The 22,254-nt window shown below is 64.1% G+C and carries 22 protein-coding genes and 1 pseudogene; 16 read left to right on the top strand and 7 right to left on the bottom strand.

Going from position 1 to position 22,254, the window contains the following annotated elements:
* Positions 1-41 precede the first annotated feature (41 nt).
* Positions 42-1,970 carry an LTA synthase family protein gene (locus LB564_RS22300; protein WP_224541015.1) on the top strand — a complete coding sequence of 643 codons (1,929 nt, stop codon included), beginning with the start codon at positions 42-44 and terminating at the stop codon, positions 1,968-1,970.
* Between the two features lie 48 nt (positions 1,971-2,018).
* Here the strand turns inward: LB564_RS22300 and LB564_RS22295 are convergent, their stop codons facing one another.
* Complete coding sequence (locus LB564_RS22295) at positions 2,019-2,987, bottom strand: hypothetical protein (RefSeq protein ID WP_224541314.1); 969 nt, start codon at positions 2,985-2,987, stop codon at positions 2,019-2,021.
* Between the two features lie 566 nt (positions 2,988-3,553).
* Positions 3,554-3,607: pseudogene (locus tag LB564_RS31520) on the bottom strand (hypothetical protein); the annotation flags it as partial.
* Positions 3,608-4,119: 512 nt separating this feature from the next.
* On the opposite strand from LB564_RS31520, the gene rpsF reads away from it, so the two are divergent.
* The 9 genes from rpsF to LB564_RS22245 all read left to right on the top strand — a co-directional run bounded on the left by rpsF (position 4,120) and on the right by LB564_RS22245 (position 12,590).
* Positions 4,120-4,608, top strand: a complete 489-nt coding sequence (gene rpsF, locus LB564_RS22285) for a 30S ribosomal protein S6 (RefSeq protein WP_015318508.1) — start codon at positions 4,120-4,122, stop codon at positions 4,606-4,608.
* The gene (rpsR, locus tag LB564_RS22280) at positions 4,608-4,856 is read left to right on the top strand and encodes a 30S ribosomal protein S18 (RefSeq protein ID WP_006203718.1); all 249 of its coding nucleotides are present in this window, start codon (positions 4,608-4,610) and stop codon (positions 4,854-4,856) included. Before rpsF ends, rpsR begins: the two co-directional genes overlap by 1 nt.
* 215 nt (positions 4,857-5,071) lie before the next feature.
* Entirely contained in the window at positions 5,072-5,656 is a 585-nt protein-coding gene (gene rplI, locus LB564_RS22275; protein ID WP_224541013.1) for a 50S ribosomal protein L9, read from the top strand.
* A 239-nt stretch (positions 5,657-5,895) separates the two neighbouring features.
* On the top strand, positions 5,896-7,242 hold the full coding sequence (locus LB564_RS22270; protein WP_224541012.1) for an SAM-dependent methyltransferase: 1,347 nt from the start codon (positions 5,896-5,898) through the stop codon (positions 7,240-7,242).
* Between the two features lie 94 nt (positions 7,243-7,336).
* Positions 7,337-7,660, top strand: a complete 324-nt coding sequence (locus LB564_RS22265; RefSeq protein WP_224541009.1) for a YnfA family protein — start codon at positions 7,337-7,339, stop codon at positions 7,658-7,660.
* A 1-nt stretch (position 7,661) separates the two neighbouring features.
* A complete protein-coding gene (locus LB564_RS22260; RefSeq protein WP_224541007.1) occupies positions 7,662-8,639 on the top strand; it encodes a small ribosomal subunit Rsm22 family protein in 978 nt (325 codons plus the stop codon).
* 218 nt (positions 8,640-8,857) lie between these two features.
* Positions 8,858-10,348 (top strand): replicative DNA helicase, encoded by a 1,491-nt coding sequence (locus LB564_RS22255; RefSeq protein WP_140710494.1) that lies wholly within the window; start codon positions 8,858-8,860, stop codon positions 10,346-10,348.
* Positions 10,349-10,479: 131 nt separating this feature from the next.
* The gene (gene radA / locus LB564_RS22250) at positions 10,480-11,883 is read left to right on the top strand and encodes a DNA repair protein RadA (RefSeq protein WP_140710492.1); all 1,404 of its coding nucleotides are present in this window, start codon (positions 10,480-10,482) and stop codon (positions 11,881-11,883) included.
* Positions 11,884-11,930: 47 nt separating this feature from the next.
* On the top strand, positions 11,931-12,590 hold the full coding sequence (locus LB564_RS22245; protein ID WP_140710490.1) for a CvpA family protein: 660 nt from the start codon (positions 11,931-11,933) through the stop codon (positions 12,588-12,590).
* A 30-nt stretch (positions 12,591-12,620) separates the two neighbouring features.
* Here the strand turns inward: LB564_RS22245 and LB564_RS22240 are convergent, their stop codons facing one another.
* On the bottom strand, positions 12,621-13,097 hold the full coding sequence (locus tag LB564_RS22240) for a DUF4826 family protein (RefSeq protein WP_224541005.1): 477 nt from the start codon (positions 13,095-13,097) through the stop codon (positions 12,621-12,623).
* Positions 13,098-13,228: 131 nt separating this feature from the next.
* Here LB564_RS22240 and purF point away from each other — a divergent pair, with 131 nt between their 5' ends.
* From purF to LB564_RS22220, 4 genes are all read left to right on the top strand, one after another.
* Positions 13,229-14,698 (top strand): amidophosphoribosyltransferase, encoded by a 1,470-nt coding sequence (purF, locus tag LB564_RS22235; RefSeq protein WP_224541003.1) that lies wholly within the window; start codon positions 13,229-13,231, stop codon positions 14,696-14,698.
* 151 nt (positions 14,699-14,849) lie between these two features.
* Positions 14,850-15,590 (top strand): SDR family NAD(P)-dependent oxidoreductase, encoded by a 741-nt coding sequence (locus LB564_RS22230; RefSeq protein WP_224541001.1) that lies wholly within the window; start codon positions 14,850-14,852, stop codon positions 15,588-15,590.
* A 77-nt stretch (positions 15,591-15,667) separates the two neighbouring features.
* Entirely contained in the window at positions 15,668-16,309 is a 642-nt protein-coding gene (locus LB564_RS22225; RefSeq protein WP_224540999.1) for a hypothetical protein, read from the top strand.
* A 167-nt stretch (positions 16,310-16,476) separates the two neighbouring features.
* Positions 16,477-16,695, top strand: coding sequence for a hypothetical protein (locus LB564_RS22220; RefSeq protein WP_027045347.1), 219 nt, complete (start codon positions 16,477-16,479; stop codon positions 16,693-16,695).
* Between the two features lie 98 nt (positions 16,696-16,793).
* Here LB564_RS22220 and LB564_RS22215 read toward each other — a convergent pair whose 3' ends face one another.
* From LB564_RS22215 to LB564_RS22205, 3 genes are all read right to left on the bottom strand, one after another.
* Entirely contained in the window at positions 16,794-17,300 is a 507-nt protein-coding gene (locus tag LB564_RS22215; protein ID WP_224540997.1) for an OsmC family protein, read from the bottom strand.
* 116 nt (positions 17,301-17,416) lie between these two features.
* A complete protein-coding gene (locus tag LB564_RS22210) occupies positions 17,417-18,289 on the bottom strand; it encodes a glutathione S-transferase family protein (protein ID WP_224540994.1) in 873 nt (290 codons plus the stop codon).
* 26 nt (positions 18,290-18,315) lie between these two features.
* Positions 18,316-18,897, bottom strand: coding sequence for a VOC family protein (locus tag LB564_RS22205; RefSeq protein WP_224540993.1), 582 nt, complete (start codon positions 18,895-18,897; stop codon positions 18,316-18,318).
* 334 nt (positions 18,898-19,231) lie between these two features.
* Here LB564_RS22205 and LB564_RS22200 point away from each other — a divergent pair, with 334 nt between their 5' ends.
* Both LB564_RS22200 and LB564_RS22195 read left to right on the top strand, forming a co-directional pair.
* Positions 19,232-20,119, top strand: coding sequence for a DMT family transporter (locus LB564_RS22200; RefSeq protein WP_224540991.1), 888 nt, complete (start codon positions 19,232-19,234; stop codon positions 20,117-20,119).
* A gap of 53 nt (positions 20,120-20,172) precedes the next feature.
* Positions 20,173-21,081, top strand: coding sequence for a DMT family transporter (locus LB564_RS22195; RefSeq protein ID WP_224540989.1), 909 nt, complete (start codon positions 20,173-20,175; stop codon positions 21,079-21,081).
* A 201-nt stretch (positions 21,082-21,282) separates the two neighbouring features.
* Here the strand turns inward: LB564_RS22195 and LB564_RS22190 are convergent, their stop codons facing one another.
* Complete coding sequence (locus LB564_RS22190; RefSeq protein ID WP_224540987.1) at positions 21,283-22,146, bottom strand: LysR substrate-binding domain-containing protein; 864 nt, start codon at positions 22,144-22,146, stop codon at positions 21,283-21,285.
* Positions 22,147-22,254 lie beyond the last annotated feature (108 nt).

Here is a 22,254-nt window from a genome sequence, read left to right as displayed (position 1 = left end):
GACAATCGAATGACTGGGTTGTCCTTGGGTGGGAAGTTGAAGTGGCAAAGAGTTTGAAACGTGCCGGCAATGCCGCGCCGCAGTTCCTGGAAGACGATCCGTCCACCGGCTACCTGCCGGGCCGGAAATGGCCGGTCGTCCGTTACGGACTGATCAGCCTGGCAATCGCCGCCGTCCTGGTGTTCGCCATCGAGCTGATCGTGCGCGGTGACGTTGCCGGCACCGTCTCCTTCTTCCTGCAGCCGCTCAAGCCCGGCTGGACCACCATCGTCGTGTTCGCGCTGATCCTGATCGGCCTCGATGCGGTGCTCGGCCGCAGTCACCAGAGCCTGATGATCGTTGCGCCGCTGACCCTGTCGCTGGCCTTTGTCGGCCACCAGAAGTCGCATTATCTCGGCGATCCGCTCTATCCGACCGACTTCCTCTATGCCCGCCAGATCTTCGCCCTGCTGCCGCTCCTGGTGCGAGACCGGCCGATGACCGCGCTCGCCATGGTCGTGGCCATCGTCGCCGGCCTGTCCCTGCTCGTCTACTGCTGGCGGTTATGGCGCCGCAAGGTTCCAGCCCTCAGCCGCAAGGGCCGCCTTGCTCGCCTGACGCTGGCGGTGCCGCTCCTCGCCTTCTTCGTCTCGATCATGGACTACGCCACCTTCTCGTGGACCAGGGACCGGCTGCAGATCATCCCGATCATGTGGGACCAGAAGGAAAACTACGCCTCCAACGGCTTTGCGCTGGCCTTTGCCCTCAACGTGCCGATGGCGCATGTCTCGGCACCGCCGGGCTATTCCGACAAGGCAATCGCGGCGATCGACAGGCCCGATGTGACCGCCTCGATGCCGGCCCAGAAGCCAGACATCATCATCGTCATGAGCGAATCCTTCTGGGATCCGACCAAGCTGCCCGGGGTCACCATCACCCCCGATCCGATCCCAAATGTGCGGGCGCTCCGCTCGGGCTCGATGTTCTCGCCCGAATTCGGCGGCATGACCGCCAACATCGAATTCGAGGCGCTGACCGGCTTTTCCAATGCTTTCCTGCCGGCCGGCAGCATCCCCTACCAGCAATATGTGCGCACCCCGACACCGTCGATGGCGACCTTCCTGAAGAGCGAAGGCTATAGGGCACGCGCCATCCACCCCGGCACCAACTGGTTCTGGAACCGTGGCGCGGTCTATGCCGATTTCGGTTTCAACGACTTCAAATCGGAAGAGACCTTGCCGCCCATGGAAAAGCGCGGACCGCTGGCATCGGATGCCGCGATGACCGACGAGATCATCCGCGAAGCCGACGCCAGCGACGACCCGGTCTTCTTCTTCGCCGTCAGCCTGCAGAATCATGGCCCGTATGAACCGAACCGCTATTCGAACCCGACCCATTCGGTGCAAGCGCCGATCAGCCAGTGGGCGCGTGACTCGCTGCTCTCCTACGCCGAGGGTTCAGCCGACGCGGACCGCGGCCTCGAGCGGCTGATCGAATGGGCCAAGACGCGCGAGCGGCCAACGATTGTCGCCTTTTTCGGCGATCATCTGCCGCCGCTCGGACCGGTCTATGTCGAGACCGGATTCCTGAAGGACAATGTCGCGCCGCGCAAGGAACCGACGCCGGAAGCCGCCCTCGAACATCACCAGACGCCGCTTGTCATCTGGTCGAACCGCTCCGGTCCGGTCGAGGATGTGGGCGCGGTCAGCCCCGCGTTCCTGCCCTATCACATCCTCACCGCGGCAGGCATCACCCACCCGTACTATACGGGCTTTCTGGGCGAGATGCGGGAGCGCTACCGCGTCGTCGACCGCAACCTGCTGCTCACGCCGGACGGCGCGGCCACGCCCGACTGGTCGCGCCAAAAGGAGATCGATCCGGCGATCCGCGATTTCCGGCTGATCCAGTACGACATGATGTTCGGCAAGCGCCGGGCCGCGCCCGACTTCTTCCCCGAGACGGTCGACAAGGTCGTCGCCCATACGAGTTGAGCGGGGCGCGCAACTCCCTTGTCGGCCCCGCCTTTCGGGACCGGCCGCTCAGTTCGTCAATTGCAGCTTGGAGAACTTGTTGGCGATCTGCAGGAACACGTTCGGCAGCTTGGCTGGATCGTTGACGGCATAATAATCGCTCGGATCGGAAGCGCAGGCGCTGTAAAGCGTGCGGTTGGCGGCGGTGTCGGACTGCAGCACCATCGTGTAAATCTGCACGCCCTGGTTCTTCAACTGCGTGCAGACGCTCTTCGTCCAGCCGTCGACATTGCGGGCCGCCGTCGTCTGATTGTCCGACCCGAAGCGGCCACCCGCCAGATAGCCGTAGGATGTGTAGTCGGACTTCGTCGATTGCTGGCTGGCGCCGTAGACGACGTTCTCACCGTCGGTGAGCAGGAGCACGATCTTGCTGACGCCAGGCGTCTTGAATGGCGCGCCGCCGGTATAGGGCGCGCCGGGCGAGAGCACCCGCATGCCCCAGGACAGCCCCTCCGAGACGTTGGTGCCGGAGCCGTTCCATTCCGTCATCTGGCTCGCCGCCTTACGCAATTTGTCGAAATCGTCGGTCAGGGGAACGACGGGGGTCGGGCAGGAACGGTTGGGACCAACGGTGACGGGAGTTCCCGTCTCGGTGATAAGTTCCTTGGCCGGCGCCACATATTTGGCGACCTGTTCCTTGGTGGCTTTGTCGGGATCGCTGTCGAGGCCGCTGAAGTCGATGCCGAGCCGGTTGTCGCCTTTCTGCTTGTCTAGCTTGACCGTGTCGCTGGCGTCGCTGAGATAGGAATTGTTGTAGTATTTTGCCTCATTGCCATAGGAACTGGACGGCATCTGCGCATCTCCCGGATCATCCGGCGCAAAATAGGGAACGAACAGCGTGTCGGGCTTAGCCGGGTCGGGCGGCGTGTCGGAAATGTTGTAGGCGCCGGCCCGCGCCTCCACGCAACCCTTCCATCCCGTGTCGTTCCATCCGGGCTCGGCCCATCCGGTGTCCTTGAGCTGCCTGAACAGCGCCATGTGGTTCGGGCGCTTGCCGTCGATGACGGGGAAATTGATACCGTTGGTCGAGGATTGCCGTCCATGTCGATCCAGGACGGGTCAAACCCGTCGCCATTTACGTTCACGGCCGTGACGAAGGGAACCAGCGAGGCACGGACCTGGCGCGTCGGCGACTTTGTCGATTCGAGCGTATCCAGCAACGACTTCGTCGCCGTCCTCAGAGCCGTCATGCGAGCGCCAGCCATCGAGCCGGTATTGTCCAGAACCAACACGACTTCGAGCTGGTTATTGGACTCGGCCGCCGAGGCATCGACCACGATGTGCTTGCTCTGGCCAAACAGGAAAGCGAAGTTCAGATTGACGTCGGCCGAGGCGACCGCCTTGGTCTTGATGAAATTGACGCCCCTGTCGACGGTCAGCGTCGCCTGCGCGTTGACGAGTTCGCCATGTCCAGCGATGTTGGCCTGGAAATAGCGGTCGAAAGCATCGGTGCGGGTGATGTCGAGATCGCCAAGATGCGAGGAGGCAAGGTTTGCCGCATCGAGCGCGTTCTGCAGGTTGCTCTTGGCACGCATCATGGTCGAGACATCGGTCGCGAAGGCCACGGCCGACAGAATGGCCGGTAGCCCCAACCCCATCAGAAGCGCGAAATTGCCGCTCTTCGAGCGCCAGAACTTGTTGAGAAGCATCCTTACCCCCGGAAATGCTTGCCGCTATGCGCGGTTGTCCGGGCTTTTGCGCCTTGCATGATGAATCGACCGTTGACGGCGCGGCGCAACCCTGCGCAACCTGACATTGTGGTTAAGGGCCGGTTGCCGGAAAATTGCCGGGGCCTCGCCGGTGCAGACGCTTGATTTTTCCGGCCGCTGCGACATCGGGACCGCCGCTTGCCCTTGCCTTATCGGCGGATTGCTATATAGACGCCGCCAATCTGCCGGTCCCAGCTGGGGGCTGAACGGAGGGCCGGAGGTTTTTTCGAGAACCTTCGTGTGAAGCCAGAAGCGCTTCCGCCTCCCGTGTCTCCGCTCTCGACCGTCTCGTCATGCTCCTTTCTTCCCCGCGCCTTTCGAGGCACATGCGGGTCAGAGAAGTTGCAGAGGCTTTTGCCGCCGGGAACCGGGAGAGAAACGAAGAAAGGCACCAGGACATAATGGCTCTTTACGAACATGTGTTTCTTGCCCGGCAGGACCTCTCGCAGCAGCAGGTCGATGCGCTTGTCGAACAGTACAAGGGCGTCATCTCCGCGAATGGCGGGTCCGTCGGCCGGGTCGAGAACTGGGGACTGAAGTCCCTCACCTACCGGGTCAACAAGAACCGGAAGGCATACTACACGCTGATGGACCTCACCTGCCCGCCGGCGGCGCTCAACGAAATGGAGCGCCAGATGGGCCTATCCGAGGACGTGCTGCGTTTCCTGACCATCAAGGTCGAAGCGCATGAGGAAGGCCCCTCGGCCATGATGCAGAAGCGCGAAGAGCGCTCCGAGCGCGGCGGCTTCGGCGATCGCGACCGTGGCGATCGTCCGGCGCGCAGCTTCGGCGACCGCGGCGATCGTGGCCCGCGTTCGTTCGGCGATCGTGAAGGCGGCGACCGTGGTCCGCGCCGTCCGCGCGAAGGTTTTGAAGGGGGTGCAGAATAATGGTCGACATCAACCAGATCCCGACCCGGCGCCCTTTCCATCGCCGTCGCAAGACCTGCCCGTTCTCCGGCGCCAATGCACCGAAGATCGACTACAAGGACGTGCGTCTGCTGCAGCGCTACATTTCCGAGCGCGGCAAGATCGTGCCGTCGCGCATCACCGCCGTCAGCCAGAAGAAGCAGCGCGAGCTCGCCAAGGCGATCAAGCGCGCCCGTTTCCTCGGCCTGCTGCCCTACGTGGTTCGCTGATTCTTCCGAACGGGCGGTTCGCCGCCCGTTCCTTTCGCCGGCCATGACGGGCATGACCGGTTGGATTTCAAATCCCGAGTTGAGGTCAAAAACCTCTAACTGCCGCGACAGGCAGGACAGCGACACCGGCGGCAACGCCCTTTTTGCTTCCTGACCTGTTCCAGAGAATTCGGCGTCCCCCGCGTGGACGGGCGCCAACCAAAAGGAACATAACCATGGAAGTCATTCTTCTCGAACGCGTTTCCCGCCTCGGCCAGATGGGCGATACCGTCAAGGTCAAGGACGGTTTTGCCCGCAACTTCCTGCTGCCGCAGGGCAAGGCGCTGCGCGCCAACGAAGACAACAAGAAAAAGTTCGAAGGCCAGCGCGCCCAGCTCGAAGCCCGCAACCTCGAGCGCAAGTCGGAAGCCGCCCAGGTCGCCGAAAAGCTCGACGGCAAGAGCTTCATCGCGGTCCGTTCGGCCGGCGAGACCGGCCAGCTCTACGGTTCGGTGTCGACCCGCGACATCGCCGACCTGCTGATCGCGGAAGGCTTCACGGTCAACCGCAACCAGATCCAGCTCAACCAGCCGATCAAGACCATCGGCCTCACCAATGTGGCGATCGCGCTGCATCCGGAAGTCGAGGTCACCATCACACTCAACATCGCCCGCACGGCCGACGAAGCCGAGCGTCAGGCAAAGGGCGAGACGCTGACGACCGCCGAAGCCATTTATGGCGACGACATCAACGACAATGCGCGGCCGGAAAACTTCTTCGACCCGAACGCCGAATTCGAGGGCGGCGAAGACAACGCCTGACCGCATTGCAGGGCGCCAAGCCGGCGCCTGCTCCGTTCTGACGGTTTCCAGTCTTTCTGGACCAACGCCCGGGCCTCTGGCCCGGGCTTTTTTGTGCCAAAAGGAACTTTTCGACACCCTATATCTTGTGCACATTGTGTCGTGGCGCGTCGATTGGACGCGGACGATGCGCTGTGACACTTTTGATTTGGCGATACCGGTCCGATCACCGGGTGGTCCGACTGAGGGGACATTTGGTCATGAATATTCTGTTGAAGCGCGTTCTCGACCGCCTGGTGCGCACGGGCAGTCTCAAGGTAACCGGGCCGAAAGGCACGACGTTCCTCTTCGGTGACGGCAGCGGCGAGCCGGTGCACATGCACATCAAGACCCGACATGCCGAGCGCGCCATCACTTTCGATCCGATGCTGGCGGTGCCTGAATCCTACATGGACGGCGAACTCGACATTCTCGAAGGCGGCGTGCTCGGACTGATGCGCATCGCCTTCCAGAACATGGGCAGCGGCGGCATCGACGCGACCTGGTCGAAAGCCATCGAGGGCCTGCGCCATGCCTTCCGCCGCCTGCAGCAGATCAACACCGCCTCGCGCTCGCGCCGCAACGTGCAGCGCCACTACGATCTGTCGGGCGAACTCTACCGGCTCTTCCTTGATGAGGACATGCAATATTCCTGCGCCTATTTCGAGCAGCCGGACATGACGCTCGACGAGGCGCAGGCCGCCAAGAAGCGCCATATCGCCGCCAAGCTCAGGCTGAAGGCCGGCCAGACGGTGCTCGACATCGGCTCCGGCTGGGGCGGGCTCGGCCTCTACCTCGCCAAGGCCTTCGATGTCGACGTGCAGGGCGTGACGCTGTCGACCGAACAGCATGGCGTCGCCACCGACCGGGCGCATGCGCAAGGGCTGGAAAACCACGTCCATTTCGAACTGAAGGACTATCGCGAGCTCAACGAACGCTTCGACCGCATCGTCTCGGTCGGTATGTTCGAGCATGTCGGCGTCAACCATTACCGCACCTTCTTCGACAAGGCGGCAACATTGCTGAAGCCCGACGGCGTCATGCTTTTGCACACGATCGGCCGCTCCGGCGTGCCATGGGCGACCAGCGCCTTCATCCGCAAGTATATTTTCCCGGGCGGCTACATCCCGGCGATGTCCGAAGTGCTGCCGGCGATCGAGAAATCCGGCCTCGTGGTCACCGATGTCGAGATCCTGCGCCTCCACTATGCCGACACGCTGAAGCATTGGGGCCAGCGCTTCGCCGCCAACCGCGACAAGGCCAAGGCGATCTATGACGAACGCTTCTGCCGCATGTGGGAATTCTATCTGGCCGCCTCGGAAGCCGCCTTCCGTTGGCAGGACCTGGTGATCTTCCAGTTCCAGATCGCCAAGAAGAACGACACGCTGCCGATGACGCGCGACTATATGGCCAAATGCGAGAAGGCGCTGGAAATGCGCGACATGGGGCACCGTGAAGACATGGGGCACCGGGAAGACATGGGACACCGTGCAGACATGGGGCACCGTGAAGCTGCTCCTGTCGCGAAGCCCGCCAAGCCCGTCCGCCGACGCAAGGTGGCGGAATAGGAACCTCGCTGTCAGGACGAAACCTATTGTTGGCGCTTGCCATTGCAGGCTCCTGCCCCGAAAAAGGCCTCGTGATCGTCGCGAGGCCTTTTTCATGACCTATCTCCTCTATGCAGCCGCGGCGCTGGCCGAGATCGGCGGCTGTTTTTCGGTATGGGCCTGGTGGCGGCTGGAAAAATCGCCTTTGTGGCTGGCGCCGGGCTTTGTCTCGCTGCTCGTCTTCGCCTGGCTCCTGGCACTGGTCGACACCAATGCGGCAGGGCGAGCCTATGCCGCTTACGGTGGCATCTACATCGTTGCCTCGCTCGCCTGGCTCTGGCTGGTGGAAGGCGTCCGGCCCGATCGCTGGGATCTTGCCGGTGCGGCGCTCTGCCTGGCCGGCGCCTCGATCATCCTGCTCGTGCCGCGAGGAGCATAGCGTGGAGTTGCCGGCCCCTCTTCGACAGGCTGTCGATCGCATCCTTGAAAAAGTACCGCTGCAGGACCTCAAGCAGGCGGCAAGGACACTCTCCGACCGCTACCGCGCCGAACTGCGCGACGGGCGCCTGCACATGGCGCAGGACATGGCGGTCAAAGCCTATCTGGCGACGCGGATGCCGGCGACCTATGCGGCGGTCCGCGCCAGCCTCGATACACTCGCCGAAGCCCGGCCGGATTTCACGCCGAAAACCTTGCTCGACGTCGGCGCCGGCCCTGGCACCGTGCTTTGGGCCACCAGCGACCTCTGGCCTGAACTGGAACGGGCCACGCTGCTGGAGGCGAGCGCCGCGGTGCGCAAGATCGGCGAGACGCTCGCGGCCGATGCGATCGCGGCGCGGACCATCTGGCGGGCAGGCGATGTCACGACAGACCTTGCCGACCTCCAGCCGGCGGACCTCGTCACATGCGCCTATGTGCTCGATGAAATCGTGCCGGCATCCCTGCCCAAAATGGTCGACCGTCTGTGGCAGCTCACGACGGACACGCTGCTGGTCATCGAGCCCGGTACGCCGGCGGGCTGGCAACGCATCCTCGCGGTGCGCGCGCAACTGATCACGGCCGGCGCGCATGTCCTGGCGCCGTGTCCGCACGAGGCACCCTGCCCGCTCAGCCCGCCCGACTGGTGTCATTTTTCCCGTCGCGTCGCCCGCTCGCGGTTGCACCGGCTGGCCAAGGACGGCGATGTGCCGTGGGAGGACGAGAAATTCATTTTTGTCGCCGCTTCTCGACAGCCCACCGGCCCGCACCCCGCGCGGGTGATCGCGCCGCCGAAATCCGGTTCCGGCAAGGTGTCGCTGAAACTCTGCCAGGCAAACGGCAGCGCCGGCGAAAAGCTCTTCACCAAGCGCGACGACGAGGCATTCAAGGTGGCGCGGCGGCTGGACTGGGGCGATACGCTGGACCGCGGCGGTCGTTGACCCACCGATTGTTCTTGCTTCGTTCCAATAGCGCGCGTAAGAATCAGCGCTTGCCGAGTCAAACGGAATCGGGACTCAGGAACACTCTCCTGTGGACGGTTTGCCGTCCCTGTGAACAACGAGCATCAAGGCCGCTTGGACGCTCACTGTTGCAGATAAGTCAGCACTGAGTTTTCCAGTTCTGATATCGAGAGGGCGGGATCTGGATCGGGGACATCATGGCAGAAGCAGCGCGAAAATTCGGCGTGGCGGAACAACCGCTCTATCGCGAGGCGCCAAACAACATCGAGGCCGAGCAGGCTCTCCTCGGTGCGATCCTGGTCAACAACGATGCCTTCTACCGTGTCTCCGACTTCCTGAAAGCGGGCCATTTTCACGAGCCCTTGCATCGCAAGATTTTCGAGGTCGCGGCCGAGCTCATCCGCATGGGCAAGGTGGCGACGCCGATCACCTTGAAGACCTTCCTGCCCGCTGACGAGAAGGTCGGCGACATGACGGTGGCGCAATATGTGGTGCGCCTGGCGGTGGAAGCCGTCACCGTCGTCAACGCCACCGATTACGGCCGCGCCATCTATGATCTGGCGACGCGCCGGGCGTTGATCACCGTCGGCGAGGACATGGTCAACATCGCCTATGACGCGCCGGTCGACATGTCGCCTTCCGAACAGATCGAGGACGCCGAGCGCCGCCTGTTCGAACTGGCTGAAACCGGGCGCTATGACGGCGGCTTCGAGAGCTTCACCGACGCGGTCAAGACCGCCGTCGACATGGCCAACGCCGCCTATATGCGCGACGGCGGCCTGTCGGGCCTCGCCACCGGCATGCGCGATCTCGACCGCCGCATGGGCGGCCTGCAGCCCTCCGATCTGATCGTGCTTGCCGGCCGTCCGGGCATGGGCAAGACATCGCTCGCCACCAACATCGCCTTCAACGTCGCCGAAGCCTATGTGCCGGCACAACAGGCCGACGGCTCGTTCAAGGCGGCCAATGGCGGGGTCGTCGGTTTCTTCTCGCTCGAAATGTCGTCCGAGCAGCTCGCGACCCGTATCATTTCCGAACAGACGGAAATCTCGTCCTCGAAGATCCGCCGCGGCGAAATCAGTGAGATGGATTTCGAAAAGCTGGTCGCCTGTTCGCAGACCATGCAGAAGATCCCGCTGTTCATCGACCAGACCGGTGGTATTTCCATTGCCCAGCTGTCCGCCCGGGCGCGCCGCCTGAAGCGCCAGCGCGGCCTCGACCTGATCGTCATCGACTATATCCAGCTGATGCAGGGCTCATCGGCCAAGTCCTCGCAGAACCGCGTGCAGGAAATCACCGAGATCACCACGGGCCTGAAGGCGCTGGCCAAGGAATTGACCGTGCCGATCATCGCGCTGTCGCAGCTGTCGCGTCAGGTCGAAAGCCGCGACGACAAGCGCCCGCAGCTTTCGGACTTGCGCGAATCCGGTTCCATCGAGCAGGACGCCGACGTCGTCATCTTCGTCTACCGCGAGGAGTATTACCTCAAGAACCGCGAGCCGAAGCTCGGCACGGAGGAATACGTCAAGTGGGAAAACGAGATGAACGAGATGCGCGGCAAGGCCGAGGTGATCGTGGCCAAGCAGCGCCACGGGCCTACCGGCACGGTCACGCTCGCCTTCCACGGCGAATTCACCCGCTTCTCGGATCTGGCGGAAGAGCATCATATCGCGGAGAGGTTCGAATAGCCTTTTGACCACGACCTCCACAATAACGGGTCTCGGCGCCCTACGGCGCCCCCCTCTGTCCTGCCGCCCCCCCCAAATCGGGAGATTGGCTGTCGCGCGCGGCGTCCGCCAGCGGGCAAGAAGGTAAAAGCGTGGCTAAATCGCGCGTCCAGTTCATCTGCCAGAATTGCGGCTCGGTGCATCAGCGCTGGGCCGGCAAATGCGATGCCTGCGGCGAGTGGAACACGCTGGTCGAGGAAGGCACGTCGGGCGGCATCGGCTCGGGGCCGGCCAACACGCGCAATGCCCGCAAGGGCCGGGCCGTGGTGCTCACCACGCTTTCGGGCGATATCGAGGACGCACCGCGCATCATCTCGGGCATCGGCGAACTCGACCGCGCCACCGGCGGCGGTTTCGTGCGCGGCTCGGCACTGCTGGTCGGCGGCGATCCCGGGATCGGCAAGTCGACGCTGCTGACCCAGGCGGCGGCCGCCCTTGCCTCCAAGGGCCACCGGATCGTCTATGTCTCGGGCGAGGAAGCCGTCGCGCAGATCAGGCTGCGCGCCCAGCGTCTCGGCGTCGCGTCCGCGCCGGTCGAGCTCGCGGCCGAAACCAATGTCGAGGACATCCTCGCCACGATCGCCGACGGCAAGCGGCCGGACCTGGTCATCCTCGATTCGATCCAGACCCTGTGGACCGACCTTGCCGATTCGGCGCCGGGCACCGTCACCCAGGTGCGCGCCGCCGCGCAGGCAATGATCCGCTACGCCAAATCCACGGGTGCCGCGATCGTGCTGGTCGGCCATGTCACCAAGGAAGGCCAGATCGCGGGCCCGCGCGTGGTCGAGCACATGGTCGACGGCGTGCTCTATTTCGAAGGCGAAGGCGGCCACCACTTTCGCATCCTGCGCACGGTGAAGAACCGTTTCGGACCGACCGACGAGATCGGCGTCTTCGAAATGTCGGACAAGGGTCTGCGCGAGGTCTCCAACCCGTCCGAACTTTTCCTTGGCGAACGGCACGCGAAATCGCCGGGAGCAGCGGTTTTCGCCGGCATGGAGGGCACCAGGCCGGTTCTGGTCGAGATCCAGGCGCTGGTCGCGGCCTCCTCGCTCGGCACGCCGCGCCGGGCGGTGGTCGGCTGGGACGGGGCGCGGCTGTCGATGATCCTGGCGGTGCTGGAGGCGCATTGCGGCGTCCGTTTCGGGCAGCATGACGTCTATCTCAACGTCGCCGGCGGCTACCGCATCAGCGAGCCGGCGGCCGATCTCGCGGTCGCCGCCGCGCTGGTTTCCTCGCTCACCGGTCTTGCCCTCCCCGCCGATTGCGTCTATTTCGGCGAAATCAGCCTTTCGGGCGCGGTGAGGCCGGTTGCGCATGCGCAGCAGCGCCTCAAGGAAGCCGAAAAGCTGGGTTTTGGTAGCGCGGTTCTGCCCTTGGGCAGCGAGGAACTTGCCGGGGGGATCGGGGCCGGCGCTTTCCAGCCCACCGAGCTTGCCGACCTCGTGGCGCGCATAGCCGGCTCACGGCGCGGCCGTGTCGACGATGAGGAATGACGCGGCTCGTCGAGTCGTGAACAAGAGATCGGAGTGGGGCCAAAGACATGCCGATTACGCTGCTTGACGGAATTCTCGTCGGCTTCACCCTGGTTTCGGCGATGCTCGCCATGGTTCGCGGCTTTTCGCGCGAGGTGCTTTCGGTCGTGTCCTGGGCGGCGGCGGCGGCGGCGGCTTTCTTCTTCTACAAGCCGGTCCTGCCCTACCTGAAGCCCTATATCGAGAATGAGAAGATCGCCATGGCGGCCTCTGCCGGCGTCGTCTTCGTCATCGCGTTGATCGTGGTCTCGGTCATCACCATGAAGCTCGCCGACTGGATCATCGATTCGCGCATCGGCGCGCTCGACCGCACGCTCGGCTTCCTCTACGGCGCGGCGCGCGGCATCCTGGTCGTTGCGGTGGCGCTGCTGTTCTTCAACTGGCTGGCCGGCGCCAAGGCCCCGGCCTGGGTCACCGAAGCCAAGTCGCGGCCACTGCTGGAACAGATCGGCGCCAAGCTCGAAAGCCTGCTGCCCGAGGATCCCGAAAACGCCATCCTCAAGAAGCTCAATCCGAATCAGCCGGCCGCAGGGACACCCGCCGCGCCGGACGTACCGGCGGCGGATGCTCCGGCCGGTGGCGACGACGCCAATGCGCCGGCGCCCGACGACAACGACGCCGGTCCCGCCGACAACACGGCTAAGCCGGCGCCCGCGCCGGCGAACTGACACAGCAGGCTATAGACCTGCGGCGACGGATCAAGTTCCCGACTGATCATCGGGATCGTCGTCCCAGGCTTCGTCATCCTCAGCCCAACCCAGGAGTATACTTGCTCTAGACGCAAGCAGAGGCGCTAGCGTTGCGGCATCGTCGGGCCTGCCAATCGTGAATTCCTCGGATTCCCGCCCTTGAGCCATCGCCACAGCTGCTTTCTTCCAACGCAAGCCAAACTCTCGGGCGGCAGCGCGCGGCGTGGGGTCCTGTCCGCAGGGTATAAAGTCGGTGGGGAGATCACCAGAGATTGCCCACCAACCGATCCATTCAGTTCGAGCAAGACTCTCAATGGCCCAAATGGCAACGTAGGGATAGACGTGCCAAGCTGGCCATTCGCCCACCCTCCCGTGTTTCAATTGCTCGCGTTCCAGATAGTCGATCACGTACTGGCGTTGTGATTCGCACCACGCCTCTTCTTCGGCCTCACTGGGCTCTTCGGCTTCGTCGGATGTATCGTTCACCGGCAAGTCCTCTTTGCGAGAGAAACGCTACCGGACGAGCGACGGCGACCACAAGCCGGCGTCCTTATTTCCAGTGGCATTAGAAGCTCGACTGCACTATATCACGCCTTTCCGTAGCGAGGCTCGAACAGATGGCAGACGCAGACGACGTGCTTTCCGCCGAGGCCGACGACCATTTCCACGACGAATGCGGTGTGTTCGGCATTTTTGGCCGGCAGGATGCGGCGGCCATCGTCACACTCGGCCTGCATGCGCTGCAGCATCGCGGCCAGGAAGCCGCCGGCATCGTTTCCTATGACGGCACCCAGTTCCATGTCGAACGCCATGTCGGCCTGATCGGCGACACCTTCACCAAGCAGCGCGTCATCGACAGCCTGCAGGGCAACCGCGCCATCGGCCACACGCGCTACGCCACGACAGGCGGCGCCGGCATGCGCAACATCCAGCCCTTCTTCGCCGAATTGGCCGATGGCGGCTTCGCCGTCGCCCATAATGGCAATTTGACCAACGCCATGACCGTGCAGCGCGCGCTGCAGAAGCAGGGCGCGATCTTCTCCTCCACCTCCGACACCGAGACGCTTCTGCATCTGGTCGCGACCAGCAAGGAGCGCGACCTCAACTCGCGCTTCATCGACGCGGTGCGCCAGGTCGAGGGCGCCTTCTCGCTGGTGGCGATGACGGCCAAGAAGATGATCGGCTGCCGTGACCCGCTCGGCATCCGCCCGCTGGTGCTGGGCGATCTCGACGGCGCCTGGATCCTGGCCTCCGAAACCTGTGCGCTCGACATTATCGGCGCCCGCTTCGTGCGCGACCTGAAGCCCGGCGAGATGGTCGTCGTCACCTCGAAGGGCATCGAGAGCCTGTTCCCGTTCGAACCGCAGAAGACCCGCTTCTGCATCTTCGAATATGTCTATTTCGCGCGACCCGACTCCTCGGTCGAGGGCCGCAACGTCTATGAAGTGCGCAAGCGCATCGGCGCGGAACTCGCGCAGGAAAACCCGGTCGAGGCCGACATCGTCGTGCCGGTGCCGGATTCCGGCACACCGGCGGCGATCGGTTTTTCCCAGGCGGCTGGCATTCCGTTCGAGCTCGGCATCATCCGCAACCACTATGTCGGCCGCACCTTCATCCAGCCCGGCGATTCGATCCGCCACATGGGCGTCAAGCTGAAGCACAACGCCAACCGCCGCATGATCGAGGGCAAGCGCGTGGTGCTGGTCGACGATTCCATCGTGCGCGGCACCACCAGCCAGAAGATCGTGCAGATGGTGCGCGACGCCGGCGCCAGGGAAGTGCATATGCGCATCGCCTCGCCGCCGACCAGCGCGTCGTGCTTCTACGGTGTCGACACGCCGGAAAAGTCGAAGCTGCTCGCTTCGCGCATGTCGGTGGAAGAGATGGCCGAATTCATCCGCGTCGATTCGCTCGGCTTCCTGTCGATCAACGGGCTCTACCGCGCGGTCGGCGAGGCCAGCCGCGACAACGAACAGCCGCAGTTCTGCGATGCGTGCTTCACCGGCCAGTACCCGACCCGCCTGCTCGACTTCGAAGGCCACGACAATGTGCGCACGCTGTCGCTGCTGGCGACCAGCGGGGCGTAGGATTGCCGGACCGTCACCAGCCTTAGAGCGGTTCAACGTTTGATAGAACCGCCGAACCACTCTAACTCTTTGTTTCTTACGCAATTCCGGACGGAAAACCGTTACACACTTTTCCTGGAATTGCTCTAGCCAGATTTCCGGAAGCCATCGCATGACCCTCGACCTTACCGGCCGCGTCGCGGTCGTCACCGGCGCCTCGCGCGGCATCGGCTATTTCATCGCCAGGGAACTGGCGGCCGCTGGCGCCCATGTCATCGCGGTGGCGCGCACCGTCGGCGGGCTGGAAGAACTCGACGACCAGATCAAGGCGGCCGGCGGCCAGGCGACGCTGGTGCCGCTCGATCTCGCCGATATGGCCGGCATCGACCGGCTGGGCGGCGCCATCAACGAGCGCTGGGGCAAGCTCGACATTCTCGTCGCCAATGCCGGCGTGCTCGGCGTCATCTCGCCGATCGGCCATGTCGAGGCCAAGACCTTCGAAAAGGTGATGACCATCAACGTCACCTCGACCTGGCGGCTGATCCGCTCGGTCGACCCGCTGCTACGGCTTTCGGATGCCGGCCGCGCCATTATCCTGTCTTCCAACGCCGCGCATTCGGCACGCGCCTTCTGGGCGCCCTACGCGGCATCGAAGGCGGCGGTGGAGACCATGATGCGCTCCTGGGCATACGAGACGCAAAGCTTGGCCCTGCGCGTCAACGCCGCCGACCCCGGCGCCACCCGCACCGCGATGCGCGCGCAGGCCGTGCCCGGTGAGGATCCCGAGACGCTGCCGCACCCCTCCGAGATCGCCAAACGCATCGTGCCGCTGGCAAGCCCGGAGCTCAGGGAAACCGGGCTGATCTTCCAGGCCAAGCACAACCGCTTCGTCGCCTATCGGCAACCGGAATAAAACTCGGGTCGAAACGGATTAAAAGCGCCTCCGGTTACGTTCTTCTGACGTAGGATATTCGAAACCGGAGGACCGACATGCGCAGACTTCTTCTCGTTGCCGCCACCGCCGTCACGGCCGCTCTCGCGGCCACCGCAGGTGCCGCCCTCTCGCAAGAGACCAAGATGAGTTTCTTCGTCACCAGTGTCGGCTCCGGCAAGGGCGCCGATCTTGGGGGGCTGAAGGGGGCCGACGCGCATTGCGCCTCGCTTGCGGAAGCCGCCGGCGTCACCGGCAAGAGCTGGGCCGCCTATCTGTCGACCAGCGCCGAGGATGCGCGCGACCGGATCGGCAAGGGTCCCTGGTTCAACGCCAAGGGCGAGAAGATCGCCGATGATGTCGCCTCGCTGCATGGTGACGCCAACGGCATCACCAAACAGACGGCGCTGGACGAGAAGGGCGAGACGGTCAATGGCCGCGGCGATACGCCCAACCGGCACGATATGCTGACGGGCTCCAAGCCCGACGGCACCAGGATCGCGGACCAGACCTGCGGCGACTGGACGCTGAGCGGTGCCGAAGGTGTGGCCATGATGGGCCATCACGACCGAACCGGCCTCGACGATTCGGCGGCGGCGAAGTCGTGGAACTCCTCGCATGCCTCGCGTGGCGGCTGCAGCCAGGAAGCGCTGAAAGGCACGGGCGGCGACGGCCTGTTCTATTGCTTCGCGACCGACTGAAGCGTGGCGGCGGCAACACGCCAGCCTGAAAATCCGCCGGCTCATCACGCGCCTGTGATCTGACGGGAGAAGGCCGCGCGGCGGTCATGCTTTCGTCATTTCCGGGGAGTTGTTAGGATCGGACGACTCCTACAACAAGCGCCCCTAGGCAGAACAAGGAAAACCCCATGGCTACGACCGCAGCATTGGTCTGGTATCTGGTAATCGCCGGCCCGCAGGGCGGCATGGTCGTGCTGCCCAGCACCTTCGACAAGCGCGAACAGTGCACCGCCGCCATCACCGAGTATCAGAAGCAGCCGACACCCACGGGCTGGTCCGTGCAGTGCGTGCCGAGCGCCTCGCCCTTCACCGACGAAGGCGACGCCGAAGAGCCGGCGGCACAATAAGCAAGGCGCTGCACTGACAAAAGCCGGCGGGACAGCGCCCCCCTCTGCCCTGCCGGGCATCTCCCCACGAGGGCGGACCTTTGGGGAGATCGGCAGCTTCAACGGCCGGCGCTCACCGTCAGTTCCGGCTTCTGGTTGATGGTCTGGAACACCACGCAATAGCGCTCGGTCAGCTTCAGCAGCGAAGCGATACGCTCCTGAGGCTCGTCGGTATCGAGACTGAAATTGAGCCGGATGGCGCGAAAGCCTACCGGCGCATCCTTGGCGACGCCAAGCGTGCCGCGAAAATCGAGATCGCCTTCGGCTTCCACCGTGGCGGCGCCGAGCTTGAACTCGAGCGCCGTCGCCACCGCCTTCAGCGTCACCCCGGCGCACGCCACCAGCGCCTCGAGCAGCATGTCGCCCGAACACAGTTCGAGCCCCGAGCCGCCTGTTGCCGGATGCAGGCCGGCAACGGCAATCGCCCGGCCCGTCTCGACCTTGCAGGCGATCGACTGGTCGTCGATCGCGCCCTTGGCTCGCAGTGTGATCAGCGCACGCGAGGCATCATCGCGATAGGTTTCCTTCAGCGGCGCCTGCATGGCCTTCAATCCCGTCGCGTCCATGTCTTGCCCTTTCGATAGCTCTCTGTGTACCGCAACTCCTAGACAGACGGTGGCTGCACCGCCAGACGCGGAGGAAGAGAGGGCCGCGTCTGGCGACGCCGGCCAACGGGTGCTCCTCACGCCCTGGCCTGCGACCTCACATGGGCGATGTAGCCGCGCACGTCGCCGGCCGGGCCGGCATAGGCCTTGCCGAGCTTCTTCTCGATCGCGGCCATGTATTCCTTCGCCCATTTGGGCAGGGCGTAGTCGATGACGCCGAGGAACTCCAGGGTCGCCGCCAGGCGGATGTCGGCGATTGACGGGTTCTTGCCGCCGATGAACGGCTTGCCGTCGCGAAAGAAGGAATGGAAGACCTCGAGCGGTTCGGCAATGGCGGCGACCGCCGCCTTCTGTGCCTCCGACTTCCTGTCGGGATGGGCGTCGCTGTGGCCGACCTCGCCGGCATATTGCGGGAAGCCGAGCGCCGGATAGGTGGCACGCGCCACATAGGGGTAGAGCGTGCCGATCAGATAGAACATGGCGCTGTCTATCATCGCCCGCTTGGCTGGCGCTTTGGGGTAGAATTTCTCCAACCCATGCTTGTTGGAGAGATACTGCATGATGGCGCAACTCTCCCAAAGCACGCCGCGCGGCAGTCCCTTGTCCTCGATCATCGGCGTCAGATGGGCTGGATTGCGCGCCATGTATTCCGGCGAGCGCGTCAGCCCCCACGCATCGGTCTCCGCATGGTCGAGCCCGGCGGCGCGGGTAAAGACGCGAACGGTCATGTTGTTGACGCTCGGCTTCAACATGCTGATGGTCAGTGCTGGTTTCCTGGCCGGTTTTGCCTTGGCCTTGGCCGCGGTCTTGCCGGCGGCTGCCTTCGAGACCGTCTTGGCCGCTGGTTTGGCGGCCTGTTTCGCGGCGGCTTTGGCGGCCGGTTTCAAGGCGGCTTTTGACGCTGGTTTGGCCGCTGGTTTCCTTGTGCTCTTCGCCACTGCCTTTGCCACGTATTCCTCCCTTGCCTGTTCAGCCTTCAATATGGATTCCTGGGTGCGCGGTCGGCCGACAATGTCGCGCGCGCTCGTTCCACCAGCGCCTGGATGGCGTCTGCCAGATGCACTTCGGCGATGTTATAGTCGCCACGCGCGACGCGAAGCCCGTGCGCCTCCATCAGCACGTCGGCATGGGTAAAGCCGGCGGGCGGCTCGAAACGGTAGGAGGCAAGCTCGATCAGCAGGCCGAGCGGATCCTCGAAATAGATCGAATCCATGAAGCCGCGATCCTTGATGCCGCTATGCTTGATGGCGCGCTCGTCGAGCCGGGCGACCGCCTGCAGGAAGGTGACGCGCGACACCGAAAAGGCGATGTGATGCACACAGCCCGGGTCGGTCGGGGTGCGGCGCTTCACGGCGGTGCGGGTCTCGTCGGTGAAGATGGTGATCAGCCGGCCGTCGCCCGGATCGAAATAGAGATGGCTTTCGCTCGGCTTGTCTAGGTTGGGCTGCTCGAAGATGAAGGGCATGCCCAGCACACCTTCCCAGAAATCGATAGAGGTCTGGCGGCCCGCACCGACCAGCGTGATGTGATGGACGCCTTGCGACTGCAGTTTCCGCATCGGCCTTCTCCCCGCAATATCCGCTCTGACAGACGCTGCCCTTCAGGCGGCGCCCGCATATGCTACATCCGGCATGAGCCGAGCGCCATTTGCTGTCCGTTCCCCGGCGTTCCGCGCGCCTGCCTTGTCTCCGGCTTTATGAGAGGATGCTAAACCAATCAGCCGTGCCGCGCCAGAAGCCGTATCCGGGACCGGCTGTATTTCGCGCCACGGTTCCCTGCCCCAAACGCAAGCATGGCGCTGGAGCAGCGCCGTGCGGGATTTCGCCCGTATAGCTGACAGGCGCGGGGCCGACAGGGCTGGGGCCGCCTTCACTCAAGCAGGCGCACGCCTCATGGCCGATATCGCCATTCTCGATACACGCGAAAAGGTCCTGGCCGGAATCCTGCTGACGGGCGCCGCCTATTTGCTGTTTTCGACGCAGGACGCCTCGATCAAGCTGCTGGTCACCAGCATGACCGTCTGGCAGATCATGTTCTTTCGCAGCATCACCATTCTTGGCGCCTGCGCGGTGATCGGCGGACGGCGACTGTTCGCCGACACGGTGCGCTCCCCGATCGTGCTGCCGATGCTGGTGCGCAGCGCCTTCACGCTCGCCGCATGGCTTTGCTATTACAATGCCGCCCGCAGCCTGCAGCTCGCCGAACTGACCACCGTCTATTACGCGGCTCCGATCATCGTCACCGTGCTTTCGGTGGTCCTGCTCGGCGAAAAGGTGCCCGTGCTGCGCTGGCTGGCGGTCCTGATCGGCTTTGCCGGTGTCTTTGTCGCCTGCGATCCAGCCCATCTCGGCCTGTCAGTGCCCGTGTTGCTGGTGCTAACGGCGGCCTTCCTGTGGGGCATCGCCATCGTGCTCCTGCGCAAGACGGCGCTTGCCGAACGCTCGATAATCCAGCTCCTCCTCAACAATTTCTATTTCCTGGTGTTTTCCGCGGTGCCGGCGCTGTTGTGGTGGCATACGCCGGACCCGAGTCAATTGCTGCTTCTCGCCAGCGTCGGCGCACTCGGCGGCCTGGCGCAATATCTTCTCTTCGAAGGCATGAAGCGCACGCCGGCATCGATCCTGGCGCCGCTCGAATACACCTCCCTGTTGTGGGCGTTCGCGCTCGGCTTCGCCATCTGGGGCGACGTGCCACGCCGCGAGGTCTTTCTGGGCGCCGCCCTTATCGTCGCCGCCGGCCTGCTGATCATCGGCGGCGAGCATTTCCGCAAGCGGCTTTGATGGTCACTATGCTGACGCTACGATGTCAGGATGGAGTGGCGTAGTCTTGCGGCATGACTGATGTGACAGCCACCACCGACACTGCCGCCGAGCGCACGCTGGGCATCATCCTCGTGTCATCCTCGGCGGCTGTATTCGGGCTGACCGGCGTGCTGACAAAATCGATCCATGCCGATCCGCTGACGATCACCTGCTGGCGCGGCTTTGTCGGCGCGATTCTGATCAGCCTTTACGTGCTGTGGCGCCGCCGCCGTGCCGGCAAGCGCGAACCACTGCGGCTTGGCTGGCGCGGCTGGCTGCTGGCGGTGGAAGGCGCGCTGGCCAGCATCGCCTTCATTTCCGCTTTCAAGTTCACTTTCGTCGCCAATGTCGCGGTCATCTACGCGACGTCGCCCTTCATTGCCGCGGTGCTGGCCTGGATTCTGGTGCGCGAGCCCTTCCGCCTCCAGACGATGGTGGCGGCGGCGGTATCGCTTTGCGGCGTGGCCATCATGGTCTGGTCGGGTTTCGGCACCGGCAATCTGTTCGGCGACGGGCTGGCGCTGCTGATGACGGCCGGCAGCGCGCTCTACATGATCATGGTGCGCGCTTTCCGCGACACGCCCGTGGTGTGGGCCGGCGCGGTTTCGGCCTTCCTGTTGTTCATCCTCGGCTGGTTCGTCACCGATCCCCTGGCGGTCTCATCAAGGGACGCTATCCTGCTTGCCACGTTCGGCGCGTCCTTCGCGCTGGCTTCCATCCTGTGGACGGAAGGCTCGCGGCTGATCCCGGCGCCTGAGTCCGGCCTGCTCGGCTCGGCGGAAGTGCCGTTCGCGATCCTGTTTGCGTTCCTGTTCCTGGCCGAAATACCGCCAGTGGCGAGCATGGTCGGAGGCGCCATCGTGCTGTGCGCGGTCTTCGCCCACGCCGGCCGCGACTGGCTAAGGGGACGCTCGCAACGTCCGGCAGCAAATATTTCTTAAAAAAGTTCGGGAGTCACGGAACCATCACCGCGCTCAGACATTATTGATGCGACGGGCCACCCCCCAAGTCCCCCCAAACCCCTCGGCCCGTCCTACTCCCAAGCCGACCGCAAGGTCGGCTTTTTCTTTTGGGTAGAGGCCCGACCGCAAGGTCGGCTTTTTCTTTGCCAAAGGCTGATGACGGAATGCGGCCTTTGGCAATCAACCAAGCTGTTCGGATGAAGCCAGGCTGCCGCCGAGCAGCGCGGCAAGATCGCGCGCGGACGCATCCGCGCCAGCGCGCAGCCGGATGGCGAACTCCGCCATTGGAACCGGCGGCAGCCCAAATTGGCGGGGCGCTTCGACAATGCCGGAATGGGCAAAGCGCGGGGTTCGCAAGGTCAGCGCCACGCCCGCATTCACCGCGGTGCGCAAGCCGGCGAGGCTGGCGCTGCCGGCGGCGATGCGGTAGCGGCGGCCGGCGGCATCGAGCGCGGCGAGCGCCGCTTCGCGAAACCCGCAATAGGGGTCGAGCAGCGCCAGCGGCAATTCTTCCTGCCGCGAGGCCAGCCCCTTGCTCGAACACAGCCAAACCATCGGCTCGCGCAGCACGCCGACCTCGTCCGGCACCGCCGTCTGGCGCATGACGATCGCCAGATCGAGGCTGCCGGCCTGCAGTGCCTGCGCCAGTTCGGCGGAGCGGCCGACCCGCAATTCGATCCTGACGCGCGGATGGCTGGTGGCGAAGGCACGCAGCAGGTCCGGCAGGCCGCTGTCGGCGAAATCCTGTGTCGTGCCGATGGCGACGCGCCCCGCGGCGCGTGCGCCTTTCAGCGCCAGCCATGCCTCACGATGCACGGCAAGAATGCGCCTGGCATGACCGACGAGATCCTCGCCGGCCGGCGTCAGGCCGCGCCCCCTGCCCTGCGGCGCCAGGAGCGGCTCGCCGACAATCTCTTCCAGACGCTGCATCTGGGCGGTTACCGCCGAGGGCGAACGGCCGACATTGGCCGCCGCCTGCGCCAGCGAACCGCTGTCGACGAAAGCAAGGAAGGTTCTGAGCAGGTCCGGGTCGAATGTTTCCATAATTCGATACTATAGAATCTTCTGTTGAAAACAATTCGATTTTTTCGATTCCAGGATGATGGCATGGTCTCTGCAACGGCGACCGACGCCGCTAGAAGCCAAGGAGAA

Origin of the sequence: Mesorhizobium sp. ES1-6 (assembly GCF_020164775.1) — a bacterium.
GTDB lineage: Bacteria > Pseudomonadota > Alphaproteobacteria > Rhizobiales > Rhizobiaceae > Mesorhizobium.
The sequence above is the reverse complement of the archived record's forward strand: the minus strand, read 5'-3'. Positions and strand labels throughout refer to the sequence as shown.